Here is a 13,730-nt window from a genome sequence, read left to right as displayed (position 1 = left end):
AAGGAGGCATTATCATGAAAGTTATAGTAACAGGATTTGAACCATTCGGAGGAGAAAAGGTAAATCCTGCGCTAGAAGCAGTTAAAAAGCTTGAAGATGAGATAGCAGGTGCCAAAATTATAAAAGTAGAGATTCCTACAGTGTTTAGAAAATCTATAGAGAAACTTGAAAAAGTAATAGAAAGTGAAAAACCTGATATAACTATATGTGTTGGTCAAGCAGGAGGGAGATTTGATATTACAATAGAAAGAGTAGCCATTAACATTGATGATGCTAGGATACCTGATAATGAAGGTAATCAGCCCATTGATGAACCAATATATTTAGATGGTTTAAATGCGTATTTTGCCAAACTTCCTATAAAAGCTATGGTAAAGGAATTAAGGAAAAATAAAATTCCAGCATCTATATCAAATAGTGCTGGGACATTTGTATGTAATCATATTATGTATGGCCTTTTGCATCTGATTGATAAGAAATATCCTAATATGAGGGGTGGATTCATACACGTGCCTTTTATACCTGAACAGGTTATAAATAAAAAAAATACTCCTAGCATGTCGTTAGATAATATAACAGAGGGCCTTAGACTTGCTATAAAAGCAGCTATAGAAAATAAAGAAGACATAAAAGCAATAGAAGGGAAGATTTGCTAAAAGAAGGTGATGTGAATGTGCCAATATTTATTCGTTTATGGTAGTTTGATGGAGGGTTTTTTTAATTATAATAATCATTTGAAAGGAAAAGTCTTAGAAAGAAAAGTGGCAAGAACAAGAGGAAAACTTTATCACCTAGTAGATAAAGGTTATCCTGCTATGATTAATGGTGAGGATTATGTATATGGAGAATTTATATTAATAAAAGATTTTTATAAGACACTTAAGCAGTTAGATAGAGTAGAAAATTTTTTTGGAGAAAATAATGAGGACAATGAGTACAATAGAGTTCTTAAAGAAATAGAAGTTCTTGAGGATAATACTATTCAGAAAGCTTATGTGTATATGTATAATTGTAAAGATATGAGAAGATTAATGAGTGAAAATATTTATATACCTCATGGAAATTGGAGGAAATACATGGAGGATATAAGTAAGAGTGTAGGTTGAAGGAGGTGCTATTTCAAATAGCATCTCCTTAAATTATACTATATAAACGATAAAAAAATTATATTTAAAAAGTAATCAATATATTCTGTGAAACAAGTAAAAATTTGATATAATTAGTATAATTATACTAAATAAGAAAGGCGTGTGACATTCATGTATAATGATTTGTTTGATGAAAAAAAACAGAATGAAATGCGCGCATTTTTTTTAGAAATAAGTAGATTAGGTATATATAAAAAATATCCGAAGAACTCTATAATAGATATATCAGGGACTGATTTTGTTGCTATAGTAGTAGAGGGCAAAGTAAAACGTACTTTGTATAGTTATAAAGGATTAGAAAAAATTCTTTATATACTTAAACCTGGCGAGATTTTTGGAGAGATGAGTTATTTTTGTGGTGGCAGTGTTAATGTTATTACTCGAACTATGGAAAATACAGTGATTTCGATTGTTGACAAGGAGAAATTAAATAAGGTTCTGCAAATAAACGATCAAGTTCATAAATTTTTTCTTCATAGTGTCATTAGAAAATATAGAATATTAATGTTTCAAATGGCAGATATGATTTTCAATAGTTCTCTTGGGAAAATAGCTGATACACTTATTAGACTTTCATCGCAAGAAGGCAGATGGATAGAACAGAATATTGTCATAAATCTTTCTCTTACTCATCAAGAACTAGCTGATTTGATAGGTTGTTCAAGAGTTACAGTAACGAAGGGATTAAATGAATTTAGGGATAAAGGGATAATAGATATTCAAAGCAGGAAAATAGTAATAAAAGATATGGAAAAGCTAAGAACTTATATAGAGCCATTAATTTAGTTTTTTCAATTAGATCTTATACAAGAAAAATTATGTCATAAATTTGCATATATACAAGCAGCTTGTTAATGGTAATTTTATAAATGATTTATGAAGTAATATTTATTCTAGTAATATTTGACAAGAATAATAAATACATATATAATATAGGCGTAAATTGGTATATACAACATAACAATAATACAAATATATAACAACTAAATAAAACTTTAGTCTAAAGAAAGGTTGAGAAGAATTTGAACAATATAATTGTTGAAGGGAGAAATATAAATACGTTAAATATTGATAAATTGTCTACTCTTGAAATAATAGAGAAAATAAATAATGAAGATAAAAAAGTTGCTTATGCAGTTGAAAAGGAAAAGAATAATATTGCTAAAGCTGTAGATTTAATCGTAGAAAGTTTTAACAAAGGCGGAAGGCTGTTTTATGTAGGTAGTGGTACAAGTGGGAAATTAGGAGTGCTAGATGCATCTGAATGTCCTCCTACATTTGGAGTAGATGATTCTATGGTACAAGGAATCATATCAGGAGGAGAGAAGGCAATAAGTGGATGGCTTGAACATACAGAAGATGATGAAAAATTAGCAATCGAAGATATGAGAAAAAGAAAAGTTAACTCTAAAGATATAGTGGTTGGTATAAGTGCTAGTGGCAATACTCCTTATGTTATAAAAGCGATAGAATATGCAAAAGAAATTGGTGCTAAAACTGTAGGTCTTATATGTAATAGCAAAGGCAAATTAAAAGATAAATGTGATATTACTATTTGTGTAGAAGTAGGGCCAGAGGTAATTATGGGGTCTACTAGGATGAAAGCAGGAACAGCACAAAAAATGGTTTTAAATATGCTCAGTACTGCATCTATGATTAAAATAGGAAAAGTTTATAGTAACCTTATGATAAATGTTAGACCTATAAACAAAAAACTTAGAAAAAGAGTAGAAGAAATCGTCTATTTAGCAACAGGAGCAGAAGAAAAACTAATTAAAGATGTTCTAGAAGAATGCGATTATGACGCTAAATTAGCAATTATTATGATTAAGAAGAATGTAAATTTAATAGAGGCTAAAAATTTTCTAGATAATCATGGAGGTATCAAACATGTTTAAATTTTTCAGAAGGAACAAAAGTAGAGATATTTTAGCACCTATGATGGGCAAAATAATTAACATTGAAAATGTACCAGATGAAGTTTTTTCACAGAAGATGGTTGGTGATGGGATAGCTATTGAACCTACTGATGGAATTGCTGTTGCACCTTGTGATGGAAAGATAATACAGATATTTCCTACAAATCATGCCATAGGTATAGAAACTGAAGAAGGTTTGCAAATACTTATACACATAGGAATTGATACTGTTGAGTTAAAGGGAGAAGGCTTTAAAAGCTATGTTAATAAAGGGGATTATGTAAAAGCTGGAGATAAATTGCTTGAGGTTGATTTGGAATACTTAAAGAAAAATGGAAAATCAATTATTAGTCCTATAGTTATAACCAATATGGAGTTAGTTGATAGTTTAAATAAAATGAAAGGATATGTGAAAGCTTTTAGTGATTCGATAATGAAGATAAATCTAAAAGCTAAGTAAGAGTTGTTCTAAGTGAGATTAGCAAACGAGTTTGGAGGGATATTTTTGAGAAAAGTATCAAAACAAAATCCTTTACCTTTATATTATCAGTTAAAGGAAATAATTCAAGAAATGATAGAAAATGAAGAATTAAAACCAGGAGATCCAGTACCTCCTGAAAGAGAATTATGTGAAATTCACGGTATAAGCAGGATGACTGCTAGAAAGGCAATAATGGCATTAGTGAATGAAGGGATATTATATAGAGAACAAGGAAAAGGTACATTCGTTTCTGAACCTAAAATCAAACAGCAGCTTTCGCAATTAAGAGGTTTTACAGAAGAGATGGCTGAAAAGGGGCTAAAAACAGACACGCATATATTGTCTTTTAAAATAAAAGAAGCTACTAAAAAGATAAAAAACCATCTAAATATGGATGAAAAAAATAATAAGGTTATAGAAATAAGAAGGTTAAGGATAGTAGAAGATGAACCTTTTGCTATTGAGATTGTATGGATACCATTTAATATGTGCCCTGACTTACAAAAAGATATGCTTGAAGGCAAATCACTTTATAAGATTTTTAAAGAAAAGTATGGTTATACTTTGGATTATGCTAAACAAACAATAGAACCTATAATGTTAAATGAATATGAAAGTGATTTATTAAACTTAGACATAAAATCACTAGCTCTGCTATTTAGAAGGAAGACATATTTAGATGATGGTAGAGTTATTGAATATACAAAAGCTATCTATAGAAGTGACAAATACAAATACGAAGTTATACTTAGGTCATAATTTAGCAAATGGCATAAATATTTTTCTTAGAGAATAAATTTTGAGGGGGTGTGTGGAAAGGCTTTATAAATATTTTTTATCAAAATATATTTGAAAAATAAAAAAGGGGGAGCAAAAGTGAGAAATTCATTTGGGAAAGTTCAAAAAATTGGTAAGGCTTTGATGCTACCAATAGCTGTTTTGCCAGCAGCAGCACTATTACTTAGATTAGGAGCTAGCGATATATTTAATATTCCTTTTGTAATGAAAGCTGGGGAAGCTATATTTGCTAATCTTGCTTTACTATTTGCTATAGGTGTTGCAGTCGGATTATCTTTTGATAGTGCCGGATCAGCAGGTCTAGCAGGTGCTGTAGGTTATCTTGTTCTAACTAATGCTATAGTCACTATTAATCCAGATATAAATATGAGTGTACTTGCAGGTATAATTTCTGGTATTGTAGCAGGTGTTTTATATAATAAATTTCATGATATCAAACTACCTGACTGGCTAGGATTTTTTGGAGGTAAAAGATTTGTACCTATTGTTACAGCTGCTGCAAGTATAGTATTAGCACTTATTTTCGGTTATGTATGGCCTCCTATTCAAAATGGTATTCAAGCAGCTGGTGAATGGATAATAGGAGCTGGAGCTGTAGGAGTATTTGCTTTTGGAGTATTAAACAGACTATTAATTCCATTTGGATTACATCATGTAATCAATAGTTTTATTTGGTTTGTATTTGGTCAATACGGAGACGCAACTGGAGATTTAAGCAGATTCTTTGCTGGAGATCCAACTGCAGGTTCATTTATGGCAGGTTTTTATCCAATATTTATGTTTGCACTTCCTGCAGCAGCTTTAGCGATGATTACAATGGCTAAGCCTGAAAATAGAAAGGCAATTAGTGGAGCAATGATAAGTGTTGCATTTACATCTTTCCTTACTGGTATAACTGAACCAGTAGAATTCATATTTATGTTTTTAGCTCCAATTCTATATATAACACATGCTATACTTACTGGTTTATCATTAGCTGTAGTTCATGTTTTAGGTATTAGACATGGTTTTGGTTTTTCTGCTGGAGCTATAGACTATTTCCTAAATATGGGATTGGCTACAAAAGGTTGGCTATTAATACCTATTGGTTTAGTTTTTGGGTTAATTTACTATTTAATTTTTGTTTACGTAATCAAGAAATTAAACTTACCTACTCCAGGTAGATTAGATGAAGAAAGTAGCTCAATAGATAGTGAGATAGAAAGCAAGGGGTTATCAGGGGTAGCGTCAGCATATATAGAAAAGCTAGGTGGAATAGAAAATATTGAAGAAATAGATGCTTGTATTACAAGACTTAGATTAACATTAAAAGATGCTTCTATAGTTAATGATGCAGAACTTAAAAAACTAGGTGCGTCTGGCGTACTTAGACCTAATAATAAAAATATGCAAGTTGTTGTAGGCACTAAGGCTGAACTAATAGCAGATGAAATGAAAAGGCTAATGGCTAAAAATACAGTTGTATCCTAAAGACTGGCATTGACATGGTAGCTCGACTTGCTACCATGTCATTTTGTCAAAAGAAAGGACGATAAAGTATGAAGAAAATATATGGCCTTATCAATGGGAAAATAATACATGATTATTCAATCATAGAAAACAAAGTATTGATATTTAATGAAAAGATAATTGATATTTTAGATTTACAAGAAATAGATAGATATAAAAATATAGACTTAATAGATGTTAAAGGGAAATTCATATCACCTGGTTTTATTGATATTCACATACATGGTGCTGGTGGAAGTGATATTATGGATGGCACTATAGAATCCATAACTAACATTAGCAACACTATAGCAAAAACTGGAGTTACAGGTTTCTTACCAACTACAATGACTATGGATAGATATACTATATATAAAGCGCTAAATATAGTGAGACAAGCTACCTATCTAGATATTCAAGGAGCAAAAGTATTAGGAGTACACATGGAAGGACCTTTTATAAATGAAAAATATAAAGGTGCTCAAAATGCAAAATATATTTTGAAGCCTGACTTCGACTTTATCAAAGAGTACTTAGACATTATTAAAATAATTACACTAGCACCAGAAATGGATGAAGGGTATAAATTTTTACAAAAAATGAAGGATTATAGTAACATAACCCTTTCTATTGGTCATTCTAATGCAACTTATGATGAGGCAAAAAAAGCTATCAAAAGCGGAATAAAACACGCTACACATCTTTTTAATGCGATGACTCCGATGCATCATAGAGATCCAGGGATTGTAGGCGCAGTTTTTAATAGTAACATTACATGTGAATTAATAGCTGATAAAATTCATGTACACCCAGCTATTTTTCAATTACTCATAGACATAAAAGGTGTAGAAAACTTAGTACTTATAACTGATTCAATGAGAGCTGGATGTATGAAAGAAGGTATATATGAACTAGGAGGTCAAAAAGTTATAGTAAAATCTGGCTCGGCAAGATTAGAAAATAACACTTTAGCTGGAAGTATATTAACGTTAAATAAAGCAGTAAAAAATATTTTAGAAAACACCAACATTAAATTACATGAAGTTATTAAATTAGTTACACAAAATCCAGCTAAAGTGATTGGAATAGATAAAAATAAAGGTAGTCTTAACATAGGCAAAGATGCAGATATAACAATCTTTGATGAAGATTTAAATATATATTTTACTGTTGTAGAAGGTAAAATTGTTTTTAATAAACTTTAATTTTTAAGTAGCGAAGAATTTATTATTGTAGATATACTAGTACTCGAATATGGATAGGAGAGGAGGACAAGACTTTGAAAGTAATAATTGTAAAGGATTATGAGGAAATGAGCAGAAAAGCAGCTAACATAGTAGCAAGTCAGATTATACTAAAACCAGATAGTGTTATAGGTCTTGCGACAGGAGATACGCCAAAGGGAATGTATAGAGAATTAATAAGACTTTATAATAATGGGGATATAGACTTTGCTAACATAAAGACATTTAACTTAGATGAATATTATGGTTTACCAAAAGAAAACCCACAAAGCTATCACTACTATATGATGGAAAACTTATTTAATCACGTAAACATAAAAAAAGAAAATATACATATTCCAAATGGAATGACAGAAAGTATTGAAAAAGAATGTGAAGAATACGAAAAAAAGATACAACAAGCAGGAGGTATAGATTTACAAGTATTAGGAATTGGAAGAAATGGACATATAGGTTTTAACGAGCCAGACTTAAAATTTGAAGCTAAAACACATCTTGTAGAACTTGATGAAGATACAATAAAAGCAAATTCTAGATTCTTTAATTCAATACAGGAAGTTCCTACTAAAGCAATAAGTATGGGAATAAAGACCATAATGCATGCAAGAAAGATATTATTACTTGCTTCCGGAAAAGAAAAAGCAGAGGCTATATATAAAGCTGTTAAGGGTAAAATTATACCAGAAGTACCTGCATCTGTATTACAACTACATCCAGATGTTATCGTTATAGCTGATAAGGAAGCAGCTTCATTATTATAGGTTAGGGGGGTTATTATGGTAAAGAGAATTCTCGATTTAAATTCTTCTGATATATACAAAATGTCAAAGAATGAGATTATTCAAAGTATAAGGGCTGCTGAAGGAAGAACTATTGTTTCTGAAGTTGTAGGTGTATACCCTCCTCTTTATGGAGATGTTAGTAATGTTGAATTAGTATGTGCTTTTGGTGCAGATATAGTGCTTTTAAACTTCTATGACGTAAACAATCCTCAAGTTTTGGGATTACCTATAGAAAAAGGTGAAAAAGTAGTAAGTGAGATAAAAAGATTAACTGGTAGATTTGTGGGCATAAACTTAGAACCAGTAGATTTAGATGCTGAATTAATTGAAAAACGTGTAGAATTACCAAAAGGAAGATTGGCAACACCAGAGAATGTAAAAAAAGCTATTGAACATGGTATCGATATGATAGTTTTAACTGGGAATCCTAAAACTGGAGTCACAAATAAAAAGATAATAGATTCAATAAAAGAAATAAGAGACAAAGTAGGAAATGACATTATTATAATTTCTGGTAAAATGCATGGTGCTGGTAGTACACATGAATCAGGTGGAGGAATAATTGATGAAAAAACAGTTGTAGAGTTCATTGAAGCTGGCAGTGATATTATACTTTTACCTGCTCCTGGGACTGTACCTGGAATGACTGTTCAATATGCTAAAATGCTAATTGATGTAATTCACAAATATGGAGCATTAGCTATGACAACTATTGGGACTTCACAAGAAGGAGCTGATGAAAATACAATAAAGACAATTGCATTAAACAGCAAAATGGCTGGTGCAGATATGCATCATATAGGAGATGCAGGTTTTACTGGAGTAGCTATACCTGAAAATATTATGACTTATTCTATTGCAATAAGAGGAAAAAGACATACTTATAGAAGAATGGCAAGGTCGGTAAATAGATAATAATAGAGTTTAGCTTCACATTTTATTCAAATCGCAGAACTTCTGGGATAATGAACCATGTTTATTACCTCAGAAGTTTTAATTTTACTAAAAAGCTGAATTGCGAACGACAGTACATTGACACTCTATAAAAAAACTTATTAAAATTAATATATCAAAAACTATAGAAATAACAAAAATGCAACAAAATACCTATGAAAAAATATTATTTTTAAGAAGGAATTATGTCAAATTATATCGAAATTATTAAAACAGTTCCATGATACTTTAACTATCCACCCACTATCAACTATTAACTATTATTAACTAATATAGAAAGCGAGGAATAAACTATGCCACAAATAGATCAGCAAAATTACTATTACGACGAAATCAGCTTACGAGAAATCATCGAAGTTCTACTAAAAGGTTGGAAGCTTATAGCTATTATAACTATCATAAGTGTATTAACATCAGGAATATTTAGTTTCTTTATAATAGATCCAACTTATGAAGCTAGAACAACACTTATGGCATCCTTTGCAACTGAAAGGTTAGTAAATCAGAAAATTTCTGATGACATACAAGGTATATTAGACACTATTTCTTCATATCCAATTATGACTATACAAACATATAAAGAGCAGATAAAAAATCCAGAGATACTGAAGCAGACTATAGATGAATTAGGATTAGATAAAGAAGAGTTTACATTAAACGTACTTAAAGAAATGATTGAGCTAGAAACTATAAAAGATACTAACCTTATAGCAGTTAAAGTTAAATATACAGATCCTGAACTAGCAGCAAAAATAGCAAATACAGTAGCACAAAAATTTACTTCATTTATATCTAACATGGCAAAACAACAGGCATCAAAATCTTCACAATTCATACAATCACAACTAGAGGTAGAAAAGAAAAAGCTAGATGATGCGTTATTAGAGCTTGAACAGTTCTTATCACAACCTAGAGGTGTAGATGAACTTAAAGCAGAAGTTAGCTCAAAGTTGAACCTTTTAACTAGCTATAAGACTCAACTAGTTCAAAAAGAAGTTGCGTTAAACAAACTTGAAGCGGCTTTAGAAGCTGCAGAAAAAGAACTTAAAGCAACACCAAAGGTATTAATTACAAAGAAATCTATTTCAGAAGATCCTATATTAAGTCAATTAGTAACTGACACTGCTAATTTAGAAACTAAAGATGTTCTAAGCTTAACTATGGAGAATGAACAAATAAACTCCAATTATTTAAGTCTAAATAATAAAGTTTCAAACTATAGAATTTCAATTGCAGAGACATCAAAAGAAATAGAAGATATTAAAAATAAAATAGAATTAACAAAGAAAGAATTAGAAAATATTCAAGTAGAGCTAGCAGAAAAAGAGCATCAAGAAAGTCTTATTCAAAGAAAAGTAAACCTTGCTCAAAGCACATACGATGCTTTCTTAAAGAAATATGAAGAAACAAGAATAGCTGAATCATCAGAAATAGGAGATTCAAGCATACTTATAGTTTCAAAAGCTGTAATACCAGAAACTCCAGTTTCACCTAAGAAAATGCTAAACCTAGCAATAGCAGGAGTACTAGGTATTATGGTAGGAGTATTTGTAGTATTCTTTAAAGAGTATTGGGAAAGTTCAGCTGAAGAAGCAACTAATAAGTCAGAATAAATCATATTTTGAAGATAAATGTCGAAAAAGGTTGCAATATGACGGACGAAAGTGTTGAAAAATAGCCATTTTTAGGTTGAATAAAACGTGAATTTTTATTATAATAATATATGCTTGTTTATATATTTTATAGAAAAACAAGCATACCTTGGGGGTATTAACATTGACTTCTAAAATTTCAAAAAATACACACAAACTAAAACTAGCAAATATTAATGTAGAAAATATAGTTTTTATTGGTTTATGCATCTTACTATTTTATCCACCATTCTTTAGAGGACTGTACTTTGAAAAAGAGCTTTTGCCAACACATATATTTTCATTTACTTTAGCTTTAATATGGCTTATTTCAAAGTTTAAAGATAAAGAGTATGACTTGGTAAAAACACCTATAGACATAGCTGCTATAGGTGTAGTGTTTATGTATTTTATCTCTATATTTTATGGAGTAAATACTAGATTAGCGATAGGTGAGTTTTTAAAATATGCTAACTACTTCTTAATATTCTTATTAGTCAGAGATTTAATGTATACAGAAAAAAGACAGAAGTGGTTATTAAATGTTCTTGTAATAAGTGGAGTAATAGTAGCTATTATAGGTATAGGTTCTGCAATTGGTACATGGAACTATAATGGAGCATATGTTGGTAATAGAATTAGTTCAACATTACAATATCCTAATGCTTTAGCTTCATATCTAGGAGCTTTGTTTATTGTAACTATAGGATTAATAACTATACAACAAAAGAGATTATATAAGGCTGTATATGGTATTTTTTCGAACATATTATTATTTGCTTTTATACTTACATATTCAAGAGGTATGTGGCTTATATTACCTTTTATACTTCTATTATTTATTATAACTATACCTAATAAAAGAAAATTAGAAACCTTAATATATATATTTGCAAATATAGCTGTTAGCATACCTTTAGCGTTCGTATTTTCACAAAAGATTGAAGAAAAAAGTTATATTTTATGGATAATATTTATTAGTTCATTATTATTAATGGGGATACTAACTTACCTTATATCGCTTATTGATTATAAATTAAGAGAAGTTTCAGTAAAAAAACTTATAATAGCTTTAGGAATTGTTATAGTTATTTTTAGTAGTGCTGTTATATATATTATCAATACAACTACTTCATTAACACTAGCTAACAATACAACACAAAATACTTGGACAAGTATTGCAAGAAAAGTAGAAGAAGTTCAACCTAATACTGAGTATGAGTTACTGATTAAGTATAAAGGTGTAAATAAAAATGATAAGCCTTTTGCAGGACGAGTAAGAGTATATAGTATAAATACAGAAGGTAAATTAGAAAAATTAGAATTTCTTAATATATCGGATTATACAAAAGAAGAAGCTAGTATGCAATTTACAACACTTGAGAATACAGAAGGAGTAAAAATAATCTTTGAAAATTATTATGCGGGTACATCTATAACCTTTTATGAAGTAAAGGTAGTTGATTCAAAAACTAAAGAAATTATTAAAAATATAAAACTAAAATACAAGTATATTCCAGAAAGCATTGTATCAAGACTGGAAAGTATTAGCTTAAAAGAAAGTAGTGCTCAAGGAAGAATTGTGTTTTATAAAGATGCTTTTAAGATAATAAAAGACTATTTTATATTTGGTACTGGTGGTGGTGGCTGGGTAACACTATACCAAAAGTATCAATCATATATGTATTGGACAACCCAGGCACACAACTATTTTCTTCAAATGTGGATAGAAATAGGTTTGATAGGGTTACTTATATTCATTAGTTTCCTTTGTTTTATAACTTATTACATATATAAAAAGTTTAAAAGTGAAGATACAGATAATAAAAAGATTTTGATTGCATCATTATATGTATCAATTTTATCTATATTTGTACACGCATTTATGGATTTTGACTTATCGCTTTCTGCACTAACATTTGTGTTGTGGGCTTTAATAGGAATGTTGGTTAATGGTATTAAGGTTGATAAGGTTTTTGATGTAAAAAATAAAAACGAGATATTAAAAATTGTTTATGTAGTAGGTTTAATATTCCTTATATTATCATCATCTTCTTTATATATGGGACATGTATATGCTCAAAAAGCATTAACTGCTAATAAAGATAAAAATATAGATGCTGCAATTAAATATTTTGAAAAAGCATCTACATTCGATTCATTTAAGCCTGAGTATAAAAGTGATTTGGCTACATTCTATAAGGTTAAATATAAAATTACTAAAGACAAAAACTATATTACTAAAGCTGAAATGCAAATCGAAAGGGTTTTACAATTAGCAAAATACAGTTCAAGATTTAAAGCAATAGGTGCATCTTTTTACATGGGTATAGGACAAATTGAAAAAGGACTTGATTTAATTGATGAGTCTGTAAAATTACAGCCTATGAGAACTGAAAACTATCTTCAAAAATGTGATGCTTATCTTACAGTATTTTATTACTATGCGAATCAAAAGAAAGATTTAGATAAAGCAAAAGTAATTATTGAAAGAGCGTATAAAGTAAAAGAACAGATAAATGAAATAAATAAGAGGGCGTTAAAACCATTACACTATAATGAAGATTTATTATATAAAATTGGAGTTATTCAATTTAACTATGAGAATTTAAATAATAGAGAATATAAGATAGATAGAAATTATACATTAGATTTCGCTTATTATTTTGATTTAGATATAGATAATAATGGTAATATAGATAAGTTAAGTACTTGGAATTCTAAAGAAGGAAATATAAAATATGAAGTTAAGAATGAAGGACAATTTATAAGAATAACAAATAATGGTGAGTCATATGGTATTATTTATCCTTATGGTTTGAAACTAGAGCCAAATACTAAATATAAAATTTATTTTAAAGCTAGAGGTACTGTCAGAGAAAATACGTTTAGATTTTATGTAATCGATTATAAGGCTAAGAAAAAGAACCAAGGTAGCTTGACTAATATAAAACTTACTAAAGACTGGCAAATTTATAGTTTGGAAATTAAAACAGATTCAGATATAAAACCAGGTACACAATACTTAAGATTCCAACATAATGGTAATGATGAAGGGTATATTGATTTAGAGGAAGTAGTACTATTTAGGAAAATTAAATAACGATTATTTGTTAATTTAGGTAAAGTAATGAATATTTATTGAAGGAATTTGCAAATTTGTGTAGAATATATTTTGCTAAAAATGTAATAAATTAGACAAATACTAAATGTATATACTATGACAAAACTTAAAGAATTGGCTAAATTAGGAGATGATTTTAGAAGTTATATTCTGCAAGAGAA

Annotated in this window: 12 protein-coding genes; all 12 read left to right on the top strand. The window is 29.4% G+C overall.

Annotated features, from left to right (window positions below; genetic code table 11):
* The first annotated feature begins 14 nt into the window (after positions 1-14).
* The 12 genes from pcp to TR13x_RS04625 all read left to right on the top strand — a co-directional run bounded on the left by pcp (position 15) and on the right by TR13x_RS04625 (position 13,548).
* Entirely contained in the window at positions 15-656 is a 642-nt protein-coding gene (gene pcp / locus TR13x_RS04680; protein WP_054870745.1) for a pyroglutamyl-peptidase I, read from the top strand.
* A gap of 15 nt (positions 657-671) precedes the next feature.
* A complete protein-coding gene (locus TR13x_RS04675; protein WP_054870744.1) occupies positions 672-1,106 on the top strand; it encodes a gamma-glutamylcyclotransferase in 435 nt (144 codons plus the stop codon).
* Between the two features lie 153 nt (positions 1,107-1,259).
* Positions 1,260-1,934: a Crp/Fnr family transcriptional regulator gene (locus TR13x_RS04670; RefSeq protein ID WP_054870743.1), complete on the top strand. Its 675-nt coding sequence runs from the start codon at positions 1,260-1,262 to the stop codon at positions 1,932-1,934.
* Between the two features lie 236 nt (positions 1,935-2,170).
* On the top strand, positions 2,171-3,046 hold the full coding sequence (murQ, locus tag TR13x_RS04665; RefSeq protein WP_054870742.1) for an N-acetylmuramic acid 6-phosphate etherase: 876 nt from the start codon (positions 2,171-2,173) through the stop codon (positions 3,044-3,046).
* Entirely contained in the window at positions 3,039-3,527 is a 489-nt protein-coding gene (locus TR13x_RS04660) for a PTS glucose transporter subunit IIA (RefSeq protein ID WP_054870741.1), read from the top strand. Before murQ ends, TR13x_RS04660 begins: the two co-directional genes overlap by 8 nt.
* A 45-nt stretch (positions 3,528-3,572) precedes the next feature.
* Positions 3,573-4,307 (top strand): GntR family transcriptional regulator, encoded by a 735-nt coding sequence (locus tag TR13x_RS04655; RefSeq protein ID WP_054870740.1) that lies wholly within the window; start codon positions 3,573-3,575, stop codon positions 4,305-4,307.
* A gap of 117 nt (positions 4,308-4,424) precedes the next feature.
* Positions 4,425-5,816 (top strand): N-acetylglucosamine-specific PTS transporter subunit IIBC, encoded by a 1,392-nt coding sequence (gene nagE / locus TR13x_RS04650; protein ID WP_082394790.1) that lies wholly within the window; start codon positions 4,425-4,427, stop codon positions 5,814-5,816.
* Positions 5,817-5,884: 68 nt separating this feature from the next.
* Positions 5,885-7,039 carry an N-acetylglucosamine-6-phosphate deacetylase gene (gene nagA, locus TR13x_RS04645; protein ID WP_054870739.1) on the top strand — a complete coding sequence of 385 codons (1,155 nt, stop codon included), beginning with the start codon at positions 5,885-5,887 and terminating at the stop codon, positions 7,037-7,039.
* Positions 7,040-7,113: 74 nt separating this feature from the next.
* On the top strand, positions 7,114-7,839 hold the full coding sequence (nagB, locus tag TR13x_RS04640) for a glucosamine-6-phosphate deaminase (RefSeq protein WP_054870738.1): 726 nt from the start codon (positions 7,114-7,116) through the stop codon (positions 7,837-7,839).
* A gap of 15 nt (positions 7,840-7,854) precedes the next feature.
* Positions 7,855-8,775 carry a hypothetical protein gene (locus TR13x_RS04635; RefSeq protein ID WP_054870737.1) on the top strand — a complete coding sequence of 307 codons (921 nt, stop codon included), beginning with the start codon at positions 7,855-7,857 and terminating at the stop codon, positions 8,773-8,775.
* A gap of 332 nt (positions 8,776-9,107) precedes the next feature.
* Positions 9,108-10,427, top strand: coding sequence for a GumC family protein (locus TR13x_RS04630; protein ID WP_054870736.1), 1,320 nt, complete (start codon positions 9,108-9,110; stop codon positions 10,425-10,427).
* 163 nt (positions 10,428-10,590) lie between these two features.
* On the top strand, positions 10,591-13,548 hold the full coding sequence (locus tag TR13x_RS04625; RefSeq protein ID WP_054870735.1) for an O-antigen ligase family protein: 2,958 nt from the start codon (positions 10,591-10,593) through the stop codon (positions 13,546-13,548).
* Positions 13,549-13,730: the final 182 nt, after the last annotated feature.

It is taken from the genome of Caloranaerobacter sp. TR13 (assembly GCF_001316435.1).
Classification (GTDB): Bacteria; Bacillota; Clostridia; order Tissierellales; family Thermohalobacteraceae; genus Caloranaerobacter.
Note: the sequence above shows the minus strand (reverse complement) of the source record. Positions and strands in the feature narration are given on the sequence as shown.